This window comes from Lentimicrobium sp. S6, assembly GCF_013166635.1.
GTDB lineage: Bacteria > Bacteroidota > Bacteroidia > Bacteroidales > UBA12170 > UBA12170.
On sequence record NZ_JABKBZ010000036.1, the window covers coordinates 24522 to 45113 of the forward strand.

Annotated in this window: 14 protein-coding genes; 6 read left to right on the forward strand and 8 right to left on the reverse strand. The window is 34.6% G+C overall.

Going from position 1 to position 20592, the window contains the following annotated elements; translation table 11 throughout:
* Positions 1 to 22 precede the first annotated feature (22 nt).
* Complete coding sequence (locus tag HNS40_RS12700) at positions 23 to 2074, reverse strand: LruC domain-containing protein (RefSeq protein ID WP_172281359.1); 2052 nt, start codon at positions 2072 to 2074, stop codon at positions 23 to 25.
* A gap of 379 nt (positions 2075 to 2453) precedes the next feature.
* Positions 2454 to 3431 carry a hypothetical protein gene (locus tag HNS40_RS12705; RefSeq protein ID WP_172281361.1) on the reverse strand — a complete coding sequence of 326 codons (978 nt, stop codon included), beginning with the start codon at positions 3429 to 3431 and terminating at the stop codon, positions 2454 to 2456.
* Positions 3432 to 4186: 755 nt separating this feature from the next.
* Here HNS40_RS12705 and HNS40_RS12710 point away from each other — a divergent pair.
* Complete coding sequence (locus tag HNS40_RS12710; RefSeq protein WP_172281363.1) at positions 4187 to 5965, forward strand: ATP-binding protein; 1779 nt, start codon at positions 4187 to 4189, stop codon at positions 5963 to 5965.
* A gap of 64 nt (positions 5966 to 6029) precedes the next feature.
* On the opposite strand, the gene HNS40_RS12715 is transcribed toward HNS40_RS12710, so the two are convergent.
* The 4 genes from HNS40_RS12715 to HNS40_RS12730 all read right to left on the reverse strand — a co-directional run bounded on the left by HNS40_RS12715 (position 6030) and on the right by HNS40_RS12730 (position 10144).
* Positions 6030 to 7016, reverse strand: coding sequence for a DUF4249 family protein (locus HNS40_RS12715; protein ID WP_172281365.1), 987 nt, complete (start codon positions 7014 to 7016; stop codon positions 6030 to 6032).
* 78 nt (positions 7017 to 7094) lie between these two features.
* Positions 7095 to 8102 (reverse strand): DUF4249 family protein, encoded by a 1008-nt coding sequence (locus tag HNS40_RS12720; RefSeq protein WP_172281367.1) that lies wholly within the window; start codon positions 8100 to 8102, stop codon positions 7095 to 7097.
* A gap of 4 nt (positions 8103 to 8106) precedes the next feature.
* Positions 8107 to 9090, reverse strand: coding sequence for a DUF4249 family protein (locus HNS40_RS12725; RefSeq protein WP_172281369.1), 984 nt, complete (start codon positions 9088 to 9090; stop codon positions 8107 to 8109).
* Between the two features lie 112 nt (positions 9091 to 9202).
* Positions 9203 to 10144: a phosphoribosylaminoimidazolesuccinocarboxamide synthase gene (locus tag HNS40_RS12730; RefSeq protein WP_172281371.1), complete on the reverse strand. Its 942-nt coding sequence runs from the start codon at positions 10142 to 10144 to the stop codon at positions 9203 to 9205.
* Between the two features lie 247 nt (positions 10145 to 10391).
* Between HNS40_RS12730 and HNS40_RS12735 the strand changes: the two genes are divergently transcribed.
* The 3 genes from HNS40_RS12735 to HNS40_RS12745 all read left to right on the forward strand — a co-directional run bounded on the left by HNS40_RS12735 (position 10392) and on the right by HNS40_RS12745 (position 14584).
* Positions 10392 to 12242: a DNA topoisomerase IV subunit B gene (locus tag HNS40_RS12735; protein ID WP_172281373.1), complete on the forward strand. Its 1851-nt coding sequence runs from the start codon at positions 10392 to 10394 to the stop codon at positions 12240 to 12242.
* A 273-nt stretch (positions 12243 to 12515) separates the two neighbouring features.
* Positions 12516 to 13619, forward strand: coding sequence for a diphosphomevalonate decarboxylase (gene mvaD, locus HNS40_RS12740; RefSeq protein ID WP_172281375.1), 1104 nt, complete (start codon positions 12516 to 12518; stop codon positions 13617 to 13619).
* Positions 13619 to 14584, forward strand: coding sequence for a mevalonate kinase (locus HNS40_RS12745; RefSeq protein WP_172281377.1), 966 nt, complete (start codon positions 13619 to 13621; stop codon positions 14582 to 14584). The genes mvaD and HNS40_RS12745 overlap by 1 nt, the downstream gene beginning before the upstream one ends.
* Positions 14585 to 14696: 112 nt before the next feature.
* On the opposite strand, the gene HNS40_RS12750 is transcribed toward HNS40_RS12745, so the two are convergent.
* Positions 14697 to 15569, reverse strand: a complete 873-nt coding sequence (locus HNS40_RS12750) for an AraC family transcriptional regulator (RefSeq protein WP_172281379.1) — start codon at positions 15567 to 15569, stop codon at positions 14697 to 14699.
* A gap of 311 nt (positions 15570 to 15880) precedes the next feature.
* Between HNS40_RS12750 and HNS40_RS12755 the strand changes: the two genes are divergently transcribed.
* Together HNS40_RS12755 and HNS40_RS12760 are read left to right on the forward strand one after the other, a co-directional pair.
* The gene (locus HNS40_RS12755) at positions 15881 to 16471 is read left to right on the forward strand and encodes a hypothetical protein (RefSeq protein ID WP_172281381.1); all 591 of its coding nucleotides are present in this window, start codon (positions 15881 to 15883) and stop codon (positions 16469 to 16471) included.
* A gap of 249 nt (positions 16472 to 16720) precedes the next feature.
* Positions 16721 to 18361: a tetratricopeptide repeat protein gene (locus tag HNS40_RS12760; protein ID WP_172281383.1), complete on the forward strand. Its 1641-nt coding sequence runs from the start codon at positions 16721 to 16723 to the stop codon at positions 18359 to 18361.
* A gap of 149 nt (positions 18362 to 18510) precedes the next feature.
* Here HNS40_RS12760 and HNS40_RS12765 read toward each other — a convergent pair whose 3' ends face one another.
* The gene (locus tag HNS40_RS12765; RefSeq protein WP_216663680.1) at positions 18511 to 20562 is read right to left on the reverse strand and encodes a M13 family metallopeptidase; all 2052 of its coding nucleotides are present in this window, start codon (positions 20560 to 20562) and stop codon (positions 18511 to 18513) included.
* Between the last annotated feature and the right edge of the window lie 30 nt (positions 20563 to 20592).

Genomic DNA, 20592 nt, shown 5'->3' on the forward strand with positions numbered 1-20592 from the left:
GTTGATTAATTCTTTTATATTCTTAGTCGATGTGATAAATATTCAAATCGTTTCTGTAACCACTCTTATTCATATACCAATCTGGATAATTACTGCCGCTTGTTTCCACCCAATTGATGAATTTTAAATGTGCATCGTTAATTGGTGATTTTTCTAGAGCATAGTCAAGTTTACTAGCAATGTTTAAACCGAATGGTAAATTAAATTCTGTTTTGTAATATCTTCCTTCTTCAGGATTAGAACGGTCAGAATACTGTCCAAAATAACTAGCATCCACCAAATCGGTAGGTGTATAATTGGCTAGATGAACTTCGCGGCCTCTTTCACCATTCACAAAAATGAATGGGTTGAATGGTGCTAGTCCAAAGTCAGCTACATCCATGGGGCTACTTAGTTTTATGCTTATTGTCATGGTATCAGGAACAATAAACTCTTGGCTCTCTTTGGTGTTTCCATGTCCATGGTCCCAAGCATCGTCAAATACAATCACAGTAGCATTGCTTTGTCCTGCTTCAGTTCCATTGGCATTGGTAGCGATAATATCGTGTAATAAATTTTGACCGTTGATGTATTCGATATCTGCAGGGTCTATTCCTTGCATCTCGAATCCAAACCCATTATGGAAGCTAGCTCCAATGGCTCTCACCACAAATTTAGCATCTAATTTCACTACATCGTTTTGAGCATTAGTGATTCTATTAAAATTATAATCGATAACGAGGTCGTTGAAATCATAATCACCTACTGATGGCCATAAGTCTTCAAAGGCAAGAGTTCCGTAATGGTCTAAACTGCTATAATAATTATTGAAAGCCAGTTCAGGGTCTTCAGGATATTCGTCAATTCCATCTTCTATACCATCACCATCTGTGTCAGTTGGGTCAGAATCAAGAGGAGGGAAGTTGATAGTCTCAACAGCGTCGATAGGGTCAACATAGGCATAGAAGATAGCATCGTTGAAATCATTATCACCACCTGGGCGAATTAAATCTTCGAAGCTAATGACAAAGGTATTCTCGCCCTCGTTATGCAATAATACCACGTGTTGTCTATACTCTTCATTAGGTTCGGGATTTAAAATTTTGTCACTGAAAATTGCTCCAGCGCCTGTGCTCACAGTTTGAGAAGTCTGATTCCAACCATTACGAAGCAAAACCCAACCTATAACAGTTTCAGCAGGAAAGCTTCCTAAATGCACTTTGCTTCCTGAGTTTAATTTACCACCACTACCTCTGTAGGAAACATTAGGAAAAATGATCTTGCATTCTTCAATATCTTCAATAGTTTGAGGAGGGAAATCTCTATGATATGTATAATAACCAAGGGCATTGGTGTATCCAGCTCCTTCGTGCACAAAAGTAACCCATACATCAGCATCGGCAACAAGAGTTAAATTTTGACGATTGACATCGTAAAGGTATTCAGGATGATATGTTGGTACAGGACGATTTTCGGGAAGAGCGGTGTTAATTTGTGTCATTAATTCAGGAGAAATATCGTCTCCAGGAGATTCTAGATAATTAGGTACGCCCCATCTATTATAGCTCCCCATATAATTAATGGTCATGTTAGTAGCATGACTTGATTTTAAAGCTTTTGCTAGTGGTGCAGGAGTAAAAACTTGATTTAAGGCTGTTTCTTCACTGCCTCCCAATGTATAATTAATGCGACCATCAACTATAGGAACCATGGCTTCATTAACAAATCCAATATGATTGGTGGCAATAACCACTTCTGATAAATGACCAGGGAATTTATAATCTAATTCAAATATACCATTCGCATTGCTGATACCATTAATGATAACAGAACCACCTTTGTCTTGAAAGTCGGTTAAGATGCTCACCTTTACGTTTGGGAAAGCATTGTCACTATGGTCTAAAGTTTGAATTTCGATGCTGGCTGTTGTAGAAGTTTCCCAATTGAAATTTGCTGCTGCTTTCACATCACCCATGCCTGATGCGTTTTGAGATGTTGCATTTGGATCTTGTTCCAGTTTTGGAAGGTGCTTAGCACATGAACTTACTAATAGGCTTCCTGCAAATAAGAAGGCAAATAATCTAAAATTTTTCATTTTCATAATATTAGCTCCGACTCAAGGAGTGTTTATTGACTCTATTCACTAATGTATATGCAATATCGATACTTTTTGTTTACCATAATATAGGAACGTAGCGATATTGTTAGCAAATGTAGCTATTTAACTCGTAAGTGTGAATAAGTAAATCCAAAAATCAGAACATTGTCCAGAAAATGTCCAAAAGGTTTGGGCTCGGAAATTTGTTGATAAGGGTATTGATGCTTTCGATGAAATCAGGATTGCTAACAATTACAAATCCGTTTGATGGGTCAAAACTGAGGTTACAAGATGTGAGTGACACTTGCGTTCCGGAGAATAAAAAAAGCCAAAACATAAAAAGTCTTGGCTTGATATTTTACATGGTTTCCATTAATTATTCAGGAATACCTTCTACAAAATTCAAATCAGGAAGCGTTTTTACTTTGCTAATGGTTTGAAGGTTCATTCTGTAGAACCCTCCCCCACTAGATCTTCCTGCATAAATTCCGTATCCATTTTCGATATTAGTAAAAGCTGGGCGATCAATAACTAAAGAAGAACTGGGTTTGTTCACTTCTAAATAGGTATTGAAAGTATCGTCGGCTGTACTTAAAATCAATTCGATTTGGCCATAATAACGTTTAAGATTTCCAGCAGGAGGTATGTTATTCATGAGGTTAGCATAGAATTCTTCTCCAATATATGGGACTTCCATATTTTCACCACCTGTTAAGGTAAGTGAGGAATAAGTAGGGAAAACCCAATCTACATATTTGTATTGACGAGTGGTGGTGTCATTTAGTATTTGTTCCATATAATGAAAGCGAAGATTGAGCTGGTAGGTTCTCGCATTTGCGATACTCTTAAATTCTACTACTTTGTCGCTTTCAAAAGTGATAGAGAAATTGGGGTAATCAAATCTCAAGCCACTACCATTGTGAAACTTTGAAGTGGAAGTGATAAGGCTCCCTGTTTTTGGGTTGCTAATTTCCAAATCATAATTGTTATCAGAATTGAATTTGCCTTTAGTCACCGCATAATATACTTGCATTTTGGGAGCGTAAAAGATGCCTTCATTTTTGTTAAAAATGGTTACCGTATCAAAGGTAATGGTTTGATTTCCTGATTTTATTTTTACATCTAATTTATATGGATAAAGGTTGGAGTCGGCAATTTGTGCTGATTGATAAATGTCTCCATTAGTTAAATAGGCTCTTTCGATTCTAATATAACTAATACTATCGTTAGGGTTCATTAACCCATAAACTATGGTAATATCTTTAAAATCATCTAGGATTTTTACATCTTTATCGCAACTCATCCACATAAATGGGATGGTGAGAAATAATATTATCGCGTATAATCTGTTCATATCTATCAATTATGGTAATGTTGCACAAAAGTACACATATTTCCTTTGTGGCCTTATTTTACAGTAAATATTTAAGGGATTCTGATGATTTTAGGTGATTAACCAAGAAGAATAAAGAAGATGAAATGATTTAGCATTAGAAAACACCTTTTTTAAAATGGGATATTGTTCTATTTGTAGAAATCGTTGTAAAAGCCTGATAAAAAGGTAGATAAACTACACTTTTTAAAAAGTGTAAGATAGTACTTAGAAGCTCAATTATAAAACATATATAATATTGTTCTATTTATAAAAAAAGGTGCTAAAAGCCATAGATATATTGCAATAAGCCCGATAAGTAATCAAAGCGGCTAATGACAAAAACGATTTGTTGGTACATTTTGATCAGCTATTGGAATTATCTTTTTACTTAAATGAACCAAGGTATAATCTAGCATAGGGATATTTAGTTTTAAATACATGATAATACTGCAGCGCATCAAAATCAGGGCAAACGCATACTTTGTTAAAAAGCTAAATTTAGAAGAAAATAGTTTAATCTATAGGTATATTGCTAGCGCGGAAATGTTTTCCGTGCGAAAATATTAACATTATGGAATGTATTTAAATCACACCAAATCCGCGTTAGCTTTGTTAAAGATAATTAGAAAAATATAAGTACGCGTTTGCCCTGGCATCAAAATGAGAAATAGCCAAATTTCTCATAATTATTCTTATATTTACCCTAAAGACTTATTTCGGTTAAGAAATATTTATTGAAAGATAAACAGAATATTTTGAACAAAACAAATAATAATACTTCTGATGTGCCTGATTGGATAATTAATAAATGGCAAGAGCTAGTCGATTTGTTAGCCTATTCTATTGATGTTCCATCTGTTCTCATTATGAAAACAGGGCGGAAGTACATGGAAGTTTTTATAGCCAGTAGAACAGAAAATAACCCATACCAAATAGGAGATAAAGAAAAAATGGCTGCTGGTTTTTATTGTGAAAGAGTCCTTAAAAGCAAAAAGGAACTAATAATCTCTAATGCATTAAAAGATAAAGAATGGAGCGAGAATCCTAATTTGAAACTAGGAATGATTTCCTACCTAGGGTTTTCAATAAATTATCCGAATGGCATTAATTTCGGGACGATTTCTGTTTTTGATAATAAGGAAAATAAGTTTAATGGTAATTTCATAAAATTAGGTAAACATTTTAGAGATATTATTGAAAATGATTTGTTTTTACTACAAACCTTTGAACATAAAGTACCTAAGGAAGTCACAACAATTGCAGAGCATTATAAAAAGATTACCAATCAAAATAAGGAGTTAATAAAAGCTAAAGAAGAACTAATGAAAGTTCATGAGAGCTTGGAGGAGATTGTAGTAAAAAGAACCCAACAATTACAGGATGAAGTTGAAGGTCATAGGAAATCGGAGTTGGCCTTGCAAGAGAGTGAAGAAAAGCTTAAGGCCATTTTGAAAACTATTCCCGATTTTCTTTTTCATTTTGATAATAAAGGTAAATTTATTGATTATTATCAAGAAAATAAGAATGATAAATTATTTTTAAAATCTGAAAAATTTATTAATAAATTGTTGTCAGATATATTCGAACCTGAGTTGGCAGCTAAGATGCTAAAAAAAATAAGTGAAGCGATATATGATGGGGAATCACAAATGGAGTATCAGCTGCTTATGGGCGAATTGAAACATTTCGATGCTAAGTTTTCTAGTTTAAATCAAAATGAAGTTATAGTAAGCGTTAGAGATATTACAGATCGAAAACAATCAGAAAAAGAGATAAAGGAAAGTGAAGCCAAACTGAGAGAGCTTAATGCAACCAAAAACAAACTTTTTTCAATTATTGCTCATGATTTAAAAAGCCCTTTTAATATTATTTTGGGATCATCGGGACTATTAATAGAATATCTAAAGGAATTTGATGTCGATAAAACTGAGAAATATTTAAGTTATATTAACTCATCAGCTCGAGAAACCCTTATCTTACTTGATAACTTATTGAACTGGACAAAATCACAAACCGGACAAATTAAATTTAATCCCAAAATACTTCATCTATCACCGATTATCCAAACTATTTTAAAATCATCCTACTCATTGGCGAAAATTAAGAGTATATCTTTAAATCATATTCAAGCAATGGATGTTGAGATTTATTCAGATGAAAATATGCTTAAGACCATATTGCGAAACCTAATTTCTAACGCTATGAAGTTTACAAACCCAGGAGGAAATATTGATGTTTCTGTTGAATCAAATCAAGGTTGTGTTGAAATCTTAGTTTCAGATAATGGAGTAGGAATTGACAACGAAAAGCTTAAAAAGCTATTCGATCTATCTGTTGATATTAGCACTTCAGGAACATCTGATGAAAAAGGTTCAGGACTTGGGTTGGTTCTTTGTAAAGAGTTTATAGATAAACTAGGAGGAAGAATTTTGGTAGAAAGCCACAAAGAAAATATGGCAGAAGGCATAATAGGAGGGAGTCATTTTAAAGTTGTTTTACCTATAAATAAATGAAATGGCTATCGATTTTTAATTTAAATATTTTTTTATGGTTTTTTGTGGCCAATAAATACAAAACTTAATCTTCTGGTATTCCGTCTACAAAATTTAGCCCTGGTACTCTCTTGATATGAAATTTTGAATAAACGCTCATGTTGAAAAACCTAGAGCCATTTGATCGGGCTGCAAAAACTCCCAATCCGTTATTGATATTTGTGAATAGTGGTTCTTCCATAACCATTGAACCTTCTTGGCTATTGGCTTCTAAATAGGTATGGTATGTATTGTCAATGGAACTGATCATTAATTCTATTTTCCCATAATATCTTTGCTTGGTGGAGGTTTCTTCAATGTGGCTAGTTAAAAAAGGGTAGAAACTTTGTCCAGCAATAAAATGCTGAATGGTTTCACCGCCAAGAATATCCCTGGTAATCGTTCTTGGAAATCCCCAATCTATGTATAGATATTCTCTAGTACTCGTATCGTTTACATCTTGCTCCATATAGTGGAATCTTAAGGTGAAGTCATATATCCGAGCGTTTTTCTGAGTCTCAAATTCTATAAGTTCATCATCCTCAAAATCGATGTTGTATATGGGTTCCGAATATTCTATGTTATTGCTATTGTGGAGGATGGAGGATGAGCTTACTTGTTTATTAAGTTTGGGATTGTTGATTTCGAGAAGGGTATATTCTCTAGTGTTTAATAAGCCTTTAGTAAGGGCATAATACACTCTGGTTTTTGGAGCACTAAAAATTCCATCTTCTTTATTGAAAAGGGTAAGGGTATCAAATATAATTGTATTGGAGCCAGACTTGAGTTTTACGTCCAGTTTATAAGGGTATTCAATGGAGTCTTGAACTTGAGCAGCTTCAAGAATGTCTCCTTCGGATAGGTATCCTTTTTGAATTCTTATATAAGTTATGCTGTCATTAGGGCTCAGTAATCCGTATACAATTGTAGTATCTTGATAATCATCCATCATATCAATATCCTTACTACAATTGCTGAATAGTGAAATGACTAATATTGAAATAAGAATTCTATGTGATATATTTCCCATCATTGATTATGCAATATAATTATTTTAACGTGAAAAAGGATGATTTGGTTGCCACGATCGGGTTGTTAATTTATTAGATCATTAATTATTATCCTCATAATCCTCTATGCTCCCTTTAAAATTAAGACCTTCAATATTTTTGATCCTAGTTTTAGCTCTATTATCGTATTGAAATACTTTAGTTTTGATGGCGCGACAAGCGAATAATCCATAGCCATTCTCAATATTACTGTATGTTTTACGATACATAATGATAGAATAATCAGAACTGGTTGATTGCTGATAAGCCATGAAGTCTTCATTTGCAGTGTTGACGCTAAGTTCCATTTCATCCGACCAATACCTTTCAAGTGTTGTGCTTGATGGGATGCCGTTAGATACAGCAGCAAGCAAAGCATCTATGTTATAAGTAATACTCAACCTTTCGGTTCCATCTGTTGTTAAGGCAATTTGCTCTTCAAGATAATAATCGATATGCTTATAAATACAACTTTCAGGGATTTGTGGGTCCACTTCCATATAGTATAGTCTCATCGCCACTTGGTATAACCTTGTGTTTTGAATGGTGTTGAAGTTGATAAAAAGCTTTTCAGGGATGCTTGTGTCAAAGGATATATAATTAGTTGGAGATATTATTTTAAGTCTAGATGCATCGTATATCATTGTTTCTGAAGTGGCATATTCATTGGTTTTTGGGTTTTTAATGACCAGTTTGATAGGGTCTAGATTTTCAAATTTACCTTTAGTTACAGCGTAATACACCTGCATTTTGGGTGCATAGAATATCCCTCCCTTTTTATTGAATATGGTTATGGTGTCGAATATAATTTCAGTGTTTTCTTTTTCTATTCTTACATCTAGTTTGTAAGGGAATAAATTGGAGTCTGCAATTTGAGCAGATTCATACATGTCCCCATAGGTTAGGAAAGCCTTTTCAATTCTAAGATAGGTAATGCTATCTTCAATGTTTATCAAGCCATAAGCGATGGTGATGTCTTTATAATCCTCAAAGAGTTTGAAATCCTTATTGCAACTTGTTGTTAAGAAGAATATTGATATTACAATGGTAAAATAGCTAGTGTTTTTCATATCTTTAATCTTTTGGAATGCCTCCAATAAAATTCAAATTTGGTATGTTTCTCAAACGATTAATGGTTCTAAGGTGTAATATGTATTCTCCTCCATTTCCTGACCTTGCAGCAAATATACCATGACCATTTTTTATATTTGAGTATTGGTATTGTTGTAGTTGGTTGCCAATCACTGAATGGTCAGGCTTGTTGGCTTCAAAATAATTTCTAAGAACAATATCTCCTGATGTTATTCTTAGTTCTACATTTCCAAAATATCTATCAAGTACTTCTGTAGGTCCCACTTGTTCCACTACTAAATCGTAAAAAGTCTCTCCCCATTGATAGAACTTTACTTGCTCTCCTCCATCTGAATTTTGAGTAAAATAGGGGTCGAAGGTCCAGTCAATAGAATCATACCTTCTTGAGCTATTGTCTCCAGGGGTTTGTTCCATATAATGAAATCTAAGATCTAATGTGTAATACCTTGTATTGGGTAGGCTTTCAAATTGGATATAATACTGATGCTCAAATGCAATAGATATGACCGGATAAACAAAATCTATTAAATCTCCATCATGTAAAATAGTTGAAGAAGTGGTAAATTCTTTTGTTTTTGGATTGAAGATCTCTAAATATAGGGAGTCAGTGGTGTTGAGTAAATCTTTAGTTACCGCATGATATAATAGCATTTTTGGAGCATAAAATATTCCACCTTCTTTATTGAAGATAGTTATGGTATCAAAAGTAATGGTTTTATTACCCTGTTTGAGTTTTACATCTAATTTATAAGTGAATTGATTGGAGTCTTGAACTTGTGCGTCTTCAAGAATGTTTCCTTCTGAGAAAAAGGCTCTCTCGATACGGATGTAGCTGATACTGTCGCATGGATCAATGAGACCGTATACAATAACTTTCTCTTTGTAATCCTCTAAGAATCTAATTCCTTTACTGCAGGAAGTGCAGAATAATATTGCAAGAAAAATAATATAGAAATAATTTTTCATGAGCCGGTATGGGTTTATGGCAGCTCAAATATAGAAATAATATTGGTATCAAACGTACAGAGGTGAGATTTTGTTTAAAACCTCACCTCTGTTATTGTAAAATGATTAAGCTCTAGGCTAAATAATCGTTGATGTTCTTTTCAACTCTATTCAAAAGCTCGTTAACATCTCCTTTTACGAAATTCTCACCTGTAATCATTTCGTAAAGCTCAATATAACGCTCAGAAACTGATTGAACAAACTCATCAGTCATTTCAGGAATAGCTTGTCCTTCTTGACCTTGGAAACCATTTTCCATTAACCATTCTCTCACAAACTCTTTTGACAATTGTTTTTGGTTTTCACCCTTGTCGAATCTTTCTTGATATCCATCTTTATAGAAATAACGGCTAGAATCTGGAGTGTGAATCTCATCAATTAGATAGATTTCTCCATTTTTCTTTCCGAACTCATATTTAGTATCCACTAAAATCAAGCCTTTTTCATCAGCAATTTCACTACCTCTTTGGAATAATTCAGCAGTATATTTCTCCAATAAAGCGTAATCTTCAGGGCTAACCAATCCTTGTTTTAAGATTTCTTCTTTAGAGATATCTTCGTCATGCAATCCCATATCTGCTTTAGTGGTAGGGGTGATGATAGGACTTGGAAAAGCTTGATGCTCTTTCATACCATCAGGAATGGGGACACCACAAATTTCTCTAGCACCTTTTTTATAGGTTCTCCAACTGCTTCCAGTTAAGTATCCTCTAATGATCATTTCGATTGGAAATGGCTCGCATTTTACGCCTATGGTTACTTGTGGATCGGGAGATGCTGTTTTCCAATTCTGTACGATGTCAGCAGTTGCATCTAAAAACTTAGAAGCAATTTGGTTTAATACTTGACCTTTGTAAGGAATGCCCTTTGGTAATACGACATCGAAGGCCGAAATACGGTCGCTAGCCAGCATCACTAAAATATCTTCGCCTATAGAATATACATCTCTGACTTTGCCTTTGTAAACCTTAGTTTGACCTGGGAAATTGAAATCTGATTGAATGATGGTGTTCATAGTTTTTTTTGCTTGATTTTGTTTTGGCAAAAATAATGGATTCCAGTTAAATAATGGAGGTTTTTTTAAAAATCAAGGCGTTAAATTTTATGTAAATATTTTATAGCGTTTGAAGCGGAGTAGAGATTCTTGATTTCCTGTTAATTTTACTATAAATATTCGTTTTCAACAGATTATGTTTGTAAGTTTTCCTTTTGGAGGATAGCAATATCAATACTTTCCGCTATTTTTGCCTAAATTTTTTGCGATGTCTGAAAACTATAATGAATCTAGTATAAAATCACTCGATTGGAAAGAGCATATCCGACTCAGGCCCGGAATGTATATTGGTAAGCTTGGAGATGGTTCTGCCCACGATGATGGTATTTATGTTTTACTTAAGGAAATACTCGATAACTCCATCGATGAATTTGTCATGGGAAATGGTAGGCATATCGAGGTGGAGATACAGGACCGAAAAGTAATGGTTCGTGATCATGGTCGTGGAATTCCTTTGGGAATGGTGAATGCTTGTGTTTCTAAGATTAATACTGGAGCCAAGTATGATAGTAAAGTCTTTAAAAAGGCTGTTGGACTCAATGGTGTTGGAACCAAGGCTGTAAATGCCATGTCTTCTTATTTCGAAGTCCAGTCTATTCGCGAAGGAAAAACGAAAATATCGGTATTTCATCGTGGCGAATTAATTGAAGATAGAGAAATAGAGGATAGTGAAGAAAAACCAGGTACTAAAATTACATTTATCCCAGATACTAATCTATTTGGAAATTTCAGGTATATCAGTGACTATATTGAAAAGATGCTCTGGAATTATGCCTACCTCAATAATGGTTTAACCATTAGTTTTAATGGAAGTAAATTTGTCGCAAAAAATGGGCTCCTAGACCTTTTACAAAATGAATTGGATGCCACTTTATGTTATCCCATTATTCACATGAAATTTGAGGATTTTGAATTTGCTTTTACCCATGCTCGTCAATATGGTGAAGAGTATTATTCTTTTGTAAATGGTCAGCATACCACTCAAGGTGGAACCCACCAAAATGCATTTAGAGAAAGCATAGTAAAAACCATCAGAGAATTTTATAATAAAACTTTTGAGCCAAGCGATATCAGAACTTCAATTGTTGCTGCATTAAGTTTGAAAGTTCAAGAGCCTGTTTTTGAATCGCAGACCAAAACCAAACTGGGGAGCCAGTATATGGAGCCCGATGGGCAAACGGTACGTAATTTCATTAACGATTTGGTGAAGGTGAACCTGGATAACTATCTTCACAAAAACCCAGAAACAGCAGAAGCCCTTCTGAATAAGATTATGCAAAATCAGAAAGAGCGTAAGGAGATGGCTGGTATTAAAAAGCTGGTAAAAGACAGTGCCAAGAAAACCAGTTTGCATAATAAGAAATTGAGAGATTGTAGGGTTCAGTTGAGTAGTAAACACGAACGTCGCCTAGAATCTACTTTGTTTATTACAGAGGGAGATTCGGCGAGTGGTTCAATTACAAAATCCCGTGATGTGAATACTCAAGCGGTTTTTAGTTTGAAAGGAAAGCCATTGAACAGCTACGGTTTGAGTAAGAAGATTGTTTATCAGAATGAAGAATTTAATTTGCTGCAGGCAGCTTTAAATATTGATGAAGACATGGATAATCTACGATATAATAATATCGTAATCGCTACTGATGCCGATGTAGATGGAATGCACATCCGACTCCTTTTACTCACCTTTTTCTTGCAGTTCTATCCTGACCTGATTAAACGTGGTCATCTTTATATCCTGCAGACTCCTCTATTCCGTGTTCGTAATAAAAAGAAAACCTATTATTGCTATTCCGATGAGGAAAGGAAAAAAGCCATAGAGAAGTTGCGAGGAAAACCAGAAATCACTCGATTTAAAGGATTAGGTGAGATTTCTCCTGATGAATTTAAATACTTTATTGGCAATGATATTAGATTAGATCCAGTTATTCTGAAAAAGGATTCTGCGGTAACCAACCTCCTTCAGTTTTATATGGGTAAGAATACTCCTGATCGACAAGAATTTATTATCGACAACTTGAAGGTGGAAGAAAATGAGATTGTGGATGATGCTGTGGCCTAAATAAACTTGTAAAAAAGAAATTAAAAAAGTTCAACTACAAAGGTAAATAAGGAAGGCTCAAAGCTGAATTAGCTTAGGTTTTATTAATTAATCCTTTGTGATGCCCTTTGTGTCCATAGTGGTGAAATTTGGTCATTGTTCAATAGTCAGATGTTTCTTTGAGAATAAAGATTTATGTTAGCATTAATTCATTTGGAAAATGATAAGAATTTATCTTGGGCTTAAATATTTAATTCTTATTTAAGAAAAATCATTGCCATAAAATCAATATTTTTGCAAAAAAGAAAAGCTTTGAACGACTATTACGAAAATCCAGGCTTGGTTTTGCCAGAGAATATCCAAGAAGGAGAAGTGAAATGGAAAAGCCCTAGCAATATTGCTTTGGTAAAGTATTGGGGGAAATATGGAACACAATTACCCAAAAACGCCAGTTTGAGCATGTGTTTATCCGAATCTTTTACCGAGACATCCATACAATATCAAGTAGCAAAAGGGAAACCTCAGCGTGAATTTTATTTCGAAGGAAAAGCAAATGAAGCCTTTGCCAAACGTATCTGGAAGTTCATCGATTCATTAGACTCCATCTATCCCTATCTCAATCAACTCGATTTACGAATTTATACTCATAATAGCTTTCCGCATTCTGCAGGAATTGCCTCCTCAGCTTCTGCTATGGCTGCTTTGGCTCTTTGTTTGGTCGATATGGAAAGGACTTTCTTTTCTTGCCCTAAGAAAGAAGATGACTTTTTTCATAAGGCCAGTTATTTGGCACGTTTGGGAAGCGGTAGTGCTTCACGTTCCGTTTATGGTGGCTATGCCATTTGGGGAGATGCTAAGTCGATTCAAGAAAACACGGATAATAAATTTGCGGTTCCTTTTTCTGGAAAAGTAGATGCTACATTCGAAAATTTGAGCGATGCTATTTTAATAGTAGACAATGGTCAAAAAGAAGTGAGCTCTAGCCTTGGGCATTCCTTAATGGAAGGACATCCTTATGGCGATGATAGATTAGCTCAGGCAGATCGTCATATGAAAGTCTTGGCTCAAGCCATGGTGGAAGGAGATAAAGAGGCTTTTATTAAAGTTGTGGAAGCAGAGGCCTTGAGTTTGCATGCTTTAATGATGGCTTCCGATCCTTGGTTCATTTTAATGAAACCCGAGACCTTGAAAATTTTGCAATTGATTAAGAATTATAGATCACAAACCCGTCATTTTTTATGCTTTACTTTGGATGCCGGACCCAATGTTCATTTGATCTATGGAAAAAAGGATGAATTGGAGGTGGTTCAATTTATTGAGAAAGAACTCAAACCACTTTGTCATCAACATCAGATTATTTATGATAGTATGGGCAAAGGGCCAGAAAAATTGATCTAATGATACAGAAGAGCAACGTTTTTTACGGAAAGATATTATTGTTTGGGGAGTATGGGGTTATTTTTAATTCCATGGCCTTAACCATCCCTTATTCTCATTTTAAAGGGGAGTTGAGCTTTATTAGCAAATATAAATATACCGATTTTGAATGGGCCAAAGAAAGTAATCGCTCCTTAAAAGAATATGCCAATCATCTGGTAGAACTACAAGAGAATAATGGAGCTGGATGTTTTTTGGATTTGACAAAACTACACCGTGATATTGATAAAGGCATGTATTTTGAAAGCAGTATTCCGCAGGGATATGGAGTAGGAAGTAGTGGCGCTTTGGTGGCCGCTATTTACGATAACTATGCCGAAGAGAAAATAAAAAGCGATAGAAGATTAAGTCCGAAGAGTATTTTCAGATTAAAGGATATTTTCAGTCGAATGGAAGCTTTCTTCCATGGCAAGTCTTCCGGACTCGACCCTCTCAACTGCTATATCCAATATCCACTGCTTATTCAATCCAATAACGAAATAGAAACCGTTGCCATCCCCCGAAATAAGTTTAATAAGGATGGAGCTATCTTTTTAATCAATAGTGGTAAGCCAGGTAAAACAGCCCCTTTGGTGAAACATTTTTTGGAGAATTATAAAGAGGAAGATTTTAAGAGGATGGTAAATGAGGAGTTTATCCCTACAAATAATGAATGCATCGAAAGTTTATTAGCTGGTAGAGGAAATGAGTTCTTTGAGTCCTTGAGTAAATTGAGCCATATAGAGTTCGACCATTTTCAAAGAATGATACCCGAATCGATTAGTCAAGTTTGGTCACATGGCTTAAATTCAGGTGATTACAGTATGAAGCTCTGTGGCTCCGGTGGCGGAGGGTTTATGTTAGGTTTTGCCCAAGATTATGACAAAGCCCGTCAAAGCCTTGCCGATAGGGGTGTGGAGATGATTCCTGTTTATCGGAATTCTTAGGGTAAATGTGTATTGTTGTATGGCCACGATGGCACAAGGAGATGAAATTGTGCAATTGACCTCGGTCCTTATTCAATCATTCACCCATTCAATCATTATTTCATTACCTAATCTACTGCACCACCAACTTAGTCTCCTTGCGATATTGCGATGCACTTGTTCCAGTAAACTCCTTAAATAGTTTATTGAAATGGGAAAAGTTATTAAAGCCACATTCATAGCTGATATCGGTAATGCTACTGTTGCTTTCTAATAATAACTTAGTCGCATGAACAATTCGGTATTCATTCACCAGCTTGGTGAAGGTTTTTCCGGTTGTCTTTTTAAAATAGCGACAAAAAGCAGGGACAGTCATGCTGGCCTTATTAGCAATTTCACCTAGGCTAATTGGCCTTTCAAAATTTTTATTAATATGCTTATAGATAAGGTCGATTTTATTGCTGTCCTGTGGGCTAATCTCAAGTGCATAGCCATCGGCATTTAAAATGGTATAATCTTTAGAGGAGGTGAGTTCGCTTAGTATTTCTAAAAGTAAGATAATTCTCTTTAAACCTTCAGATTTATAAAGCTCCTCAAACATTGGGCCTACTATTTTTTTAGTCTCTCTATGAAACTTCACCCCCTTTTTGGCTCTTTCCAATAAAATATTAATCGATTTCATTTCGGGAAGGCTTAAAAAGTGTTCTCCAAAAAAATCGGGCTTAAATTGTACTATGGTTTCCGATCCTTTAGTTGTTAGTCTATCGCTAAAACCATGGTGAGGTAAATTAGCACCTAATAATAAGAGCTGGCTGCGGTTAAAATAAGAGAGGTGATTACCTATATGTACTTTTCCTTGTCCTTTGTTTATATAAACAAGTTCAACTTCTGGGTGAATATGCCAAGAGGCTTGATTCACCATGTCATGACCAGAGTGTTGTAGTACTTTTAGAGAGCTTCCAAAGCCAGTGTTGATATGCTCTAATGCTGGTTTCTGTGTATTCATATTCTATTAATTCTTATTCAAAGATAAAGCAATTATCGTAGATTAAATATGCAAATTTAACCATAAAGTGTACTATATTAACATTAATAATTATTTAACATTAAAGTAGGGTTAAAATAGCAAATATATTGGTCAATATTGATGCATTCTAAATAAGAAAACGGTCCTACATTTGCCTCGTTATAAATTATTAATTAAAAAGAAAACGATCATGAAACAAGCATGATAAAAATAATTATTAAATATATATTCCAATGATTATTTTTCATCCTGCGGTTCCATTTGACAGTTAAAAACTAAAAAAGTAACAAATGAAAAACGTAATGAAACAAAGTCTAGTAATTCTAGCACTATTTACAGCCTTGTATACTTATGCGGGCGAAGTAATTACATTTTCAAGCAATGATGTAAATGCTAAGAGTTTGGTTAAAATCCAACAAATTAGTGAGGGAACTCATTTTTCTATCAAAGATGAAGATGGTATTACGCTCTATCAAGAGACCATAAATAATAGCGGTATAGTTTCAAAATTATTGGATTTCAGCACGCTTCCAGATGCGGACTATTATTTTGAGTTGGATAGCGAAGAGAAAATTAAAGTGATTCCATTCTCAGTGAATAAAAGTATAGCTGAGTTTGTAGCTGCTGAAGAATATAGTATCGTTAAGCCTAAAATTGTGGTGAATGATCAGTTGGTGCATATTAGTAATGATGCCATAGAAAATCAAAAGGTAGATGTTAAAGTCTATTATGAGAATGATGATTTGGCCTTTAGGGAGTTATTACAGGATGCAAAGGCTATTAACAGAACTTATGATTTCTCAAGTAGTTTGAAAGGTAATTATACTATAGTATTAACTAAAGAGGGAAGAACCTTTGTTGACAATATTTATATTCCTTAAGAAAAATAACATACGATTTGTTTTGATGGAAAACTGGGGCTTCGGCTCTGGTTTTTTTTGTGCCAGTATATTTGCACTATATACTAGATATCCATATAGATAACTCTTTTCTCGGGAGTAATTTTGATAGGAATTGGAAAATAGTGAATGTTAATTTTTAGCATCAATTTGTTATTTTTAAGGTGTTGAAAAACATTGAAATATATATTTGTTTGATATAAACAGATATATATTCTTTAATCATAAACTATGAGGCTTCGTGTTGGTTTTTTCCTAATTCATTTTCTTTTTCTTTCATTTATTGTTAATGCATCACAAATTGATTCCTTAAAACTGGAGTTAAATCCAGAAAACAAGGATACCACCTATGTGAAACTTCTCTTACAGATAGCTGATCAAATGTATGTGATGAGTACAGATAGTATGCATGCCTATAGTCTTTCAGCTTATGACATTACTAAAGAGAATATGAATCATGCAAAAAACAAAACCGAAGAAAAAGCTTACCATGCTATGATGGCTTTGGCGATTAGTAATATTGGAAGCTATTATAATGATATGGGTAAAATCGATACTGCACTACATTTATATGTTAATGCCAATGAAATACTTGAAGAATTAGGTGACAAGGAAGGAATGGGGATAACGCTAAATAATATTGGTTTTATTTATAATAATTTTAAGGTGGATATTCCAAAAGCTATAGACTATTATGAGCAAAGTTTGGCTTGTTTTGAAGAAATTAATTTAGATTATGGGAAGGCGGCCATCTTAAATAACCTGGCATATATTTATGATAATCAAGGAGATTATAAAAAGGCCTTAGACTATTATTTTAAAGCATTGGCTATCAGGGAAAAGAATAATAATAAAAATGGTAGGGCAGAAGTATTGAATAATATTGGAGCTGCTTATCAAGATTTGGGAGATGATGAATTGGCTTTCGAAAATTACACTAAAAGTCTAAAGTTAAAGGAAGAAATAAAAGATAGTGTGGGAATGGGCTATTCTTATAATAATATTGCCTCCATTTATATGGACATGAATGATTATGAAAAGGCATTGGAAACTCATTTGCTAGCTCTGAAAATAAGAAATAGGATGGGGAATCCTCGGCAGATGGCTGAGTCTTATGGTAATGTTGGGCTGGTATTAACACTTATGGGCAATTATAGCGAAGCGGAAACTAATCTTAAAAAATCTTCAGAATTGTATAGTGGACTAGGCGTAAAAGATGGAGAAGGTTATACTATTCATAATTTAGGTCTGAATTACTATAAAGAGGAGGATTATCAAAATGCCTTGTCTTGTGGTAGAACAGCTTATGGTATTGCCTCAGAACTGGGTTATAAAAAGAATTTACGGGATGCGTCTCATTTATTATATTCTATTTTTAAAACACAAAATCAGATGGATAGCGCATTGGTTTATTTCGAGATTTACCATGAGATGATGGATAGCATTAAGAGTAGTGATAATATCAAAGCTAGTGTAAGGATGCAGACTAGGTATGAAATAGCTCAGGAGAATTTAATAAAGGAACAGCTTCTGAAAGAAGAAGAAAAGATTGCACAAGAGGAAAAGAGCAGAAGAAATAGTATTCAATATACATTGATATTTATAGCCCTTTTGATACTAGCTGCTGCTATTCTTGTTATGGGCATCATACACGTTTCTGAGAAACAAGCGCAAGGATTGATATTTCTCACCTTCTTACTTTTTTTTGAATTCCTTTTGGTCGCTCTTGACCCTTGGGTTGATATGTATTCTGGTGGAGCTCCTGCCATTAAATTAGGATTTAATGTTATCATTGCTGCATTAATATTTCCTGCTCATCAATATTTTGAAGGGGTGATTCATCGTAGGGTAATTAGAAAGATAAAGAAGTAATTTAATAATGATTCACGAGTTCTTGGTTTGTGTAAATCTGAATGATGTTCATTTGTTAAGCTTTGATAAGCACAGTGATAAACTTGTGCTTTTATACAAAAAGGCCCTCCAAAATGGAAGGCCTACTCAAAAATATCTTAATATTTGTTCTACCAAATCACAGCTCTATCTTCTGGAGCTATATACAATTTGTCACCTTCTTTTACACCAAAGGCTTCATAGAAAACATCCATATTGTATAAAGGTACATTTACTCTGGCATCACCAGGAGAGTGTACATCTTCTTTTAATCTACGAGCTAATTCTTTGTCGAGGATGTTGGAACGCCAAACACCAGCATAAGAAAGGAAGAATCTTTGTTGTGGAGTAAATCCATCAATTTTCTCAGTGCTTTTAGCTTGCTCTGTTTCTTGGAATGCTTCCCAAGCAATGTTCAAACCACCGAAGTCAGCAATATTTTCACCTAATGTTAATTGGCCATCAACATGTAAAGTATCCAACTCAACAAAAGCATTGTATTGGTCGATTAGTAATTGTGACTTGGCTTCAAATGCTTTTGCATCAGACTCAGCCCACCAATTATTCAAGTTTCCATCTTTGTCAAAGTTACGTCCTTGGTCATCAAAACCATGTGTCATTTCATGGCCAATAACCACTCCAATAGCACCATAATTTACAGCGTCATCTTCTTCCATAAAAAAGAATGGAGGCTGAAGAATAGCGGCTGGGAAAACTATCTCATTGGCATTAGGACTGTAATAAGCATTCACAGTTTGAGGAGTCATTCCCCATTCGCTTTTGTCGTAAGGTTTGCCAATTTTTGCTAATTCTTCTTTTACTGAGAAAACTCTAGCATTGGTAATATTTGCATAATAATGACCTGCTTCAATATCAAGTTTACTATAATCCATCCATTTATCAGGATATCCAACTTTAACACTAATAGCATTTAATTTAGCATGAGCCAATACTTTTGTACTGTCGCTCATCCACTCTAATTGGTCAATTCTATTACCTAAAGAAACTCTTAGGTTTGCAACTAAGTCAATCATTCTCTCTTTAGCCTGTGGTGGGAAATGCTTTTCAACATATAGTTTGCCAATAGCTTCGCCCATAGAACCACTTGTAGAACCCAAAACTCTTTTCCATCTTGGTCTTTGAGCTTGCTGACCGCTTAATACAGTACCGTAGAAGTCAAAGTCAGCTTTTTCAAAATCAGAGCTTAAATAATTAGCCGATCTGTTAATTTGATTCCAGATTAAATAGTTTTTCCAAGTATCTATTTTTTCTTGATCTACCATTTGGGCAACTTCAGTAATAAAACCGGTCTGACGAACATTGATTTCCTCAAGTTTATCAAAGCCTAAAGTAGAAAAATATTGATCCCAATTGGTTCCTGGAGCCATCTTTTGAAGATCGGTAACAGGCATTTTATTATAAGTTCTGAATGGGTCTCTGTTTTCTAAACGTGTTAAAGAGGCAGTAGCCAAACGAGTTTCGAAGGACATGATTGAAACAGCCATTTTTTGTGCCTCTTTATCAGAATATCCAGCTAGTTTTAGCATGGTAACCATATGGTCCACGTAAGCGGCACGCATTTCGGTACTTTGTGCATCTTCGCTGGTATAATAATCTCTATCTGGTAAGCCTAAGCCACCTTGGTAGAAGTTAGCAATCATCATAGAACTGTTTTGGTCATCTTGTGAACCAAAGAAATAAAATAAAGGGTTGATTCCGCTCAATTGCATTTCGGCAACCAAAGGAAGGATTTCTTCTTTAGATTTTACCGCATTAATTTTGTCAATGGCAGGCTGAATAGGTTTCATTCCTAGTGCATCGATTGCAGTGGTATCCATTCCGCTATTATAAAAATCACCAATTTTTTGAGCAATACTACCCTTTGGAGCGTCTGCTTCAGCAGCTTCCAAAATGAGTGCTTTTAATTGTTTTTGATTTTCGTCAGACAAAACAGTAAAAGAACCATACTGTGTTTTATCATCAGGAACAGGATTGTCTTTTAACCATCCGCCACTTGTGTATTGGAAAAAGTCGTCACCAGGTTTTACGGTGAGATCCATGTTCTTTAGGTCCACAGCTTTAACTGCAGTACTTGTTGTCTTTTTGCTCGTTTCTGAGCTGCAGGAAAACAATATCATTCCTAATGCCAAACTCCATATAGAAGTTTTGAGTGTAAAATTCATCTTTTTTTAATTAAGGTTTAACAATAAATG

Excerpts from the sequence above, each read along its gene's own strand:
- HNS40_RS12700 (WP_172281359.1), bottom strand. The coding sequence starts at position 2,074 with ATGAAAAATTTTAGATTATTTGCCTTCTTATTTGCAGGAAGCCTATTA.
- HNS40_RS12705 (WP_172281361.1), bottom strand. The coding sequence starts at position 3,431 with ATGAACAGATTATACGCGATAATATTATTTCTCACCATCCCATTTATG.
- HNS40_RS12715 (WP_172281365.1), bottom strand. The coding sequence starts at position 7,016 with ATGATGGGAAATATATCACATAGAATTCTTATTTCAATATTAGTCATT.
- HNS40_RS12720 (WP_172281367.1), bottom strand. The coding sequence starts at position 8,102 with ATGAAAAACACTAGCTATTTTACCATTGTAATATCAATATTCTTCTTA.
- HNS40_RS12725 (WP_172281369.1), bottom strand. The coding sequence starts at position 9,090 with ATGAAAAATTATTTCTATATTATTTTTCTTGCAATATTATTCTGCACT.
- HNS40_RS12730 (WP_172281371.1), bottom strand. The coding sequence starts at position 10,144 with ATGAACACCATCATTCAATCAGATTTCAATTTCCCAGGTCAAACTAAG.
- HNS40_RS12735 (WP_172281373.1), top strand. The coding sequence starts at position 10,392 with ATGTCTGAAAACTATAATGAATCTAGTATAAAATCACTCGATTGGAAA.
- HNS40_RS12745 (WP_172281377.1), top strand. The coding sequence starts at position 13,619 with ATGATACAGAAGAGCAACGTTTTTTACGGAAAGATATTATTGTTTGGG.
- HNS40_RS12750 (WP_172281379.1), bottom strand. The coding sequence starts at position 15,569 with ATGAATACACAGAAACCAGCATTAGAGCATATCAACACTGGCTTTGGA.
- HNS40_RS12755 (WP_172281381.1), top strand. The coding sequence starts at position 15,881 with ATGAAAAACGTAATGAAACAAAGTCTAGTAATTCTAGCACTATTTACA.
- HNS40_RS12760 (WP_172281383.1), top strand. The coding sequence starts at position 16,721 with ATGAGGCTTCGTGTTGGTTTTTTCCTAATTCATTTTCTTTTTCTTTCA.
- HNS40_RS12765 (WP_216663680.1), bottom strand. The coding sequence starts at position 20,562 with ATGAATTTTACACTCAAAACTTCTATATGGAGTTTGGCATTAGGAATG.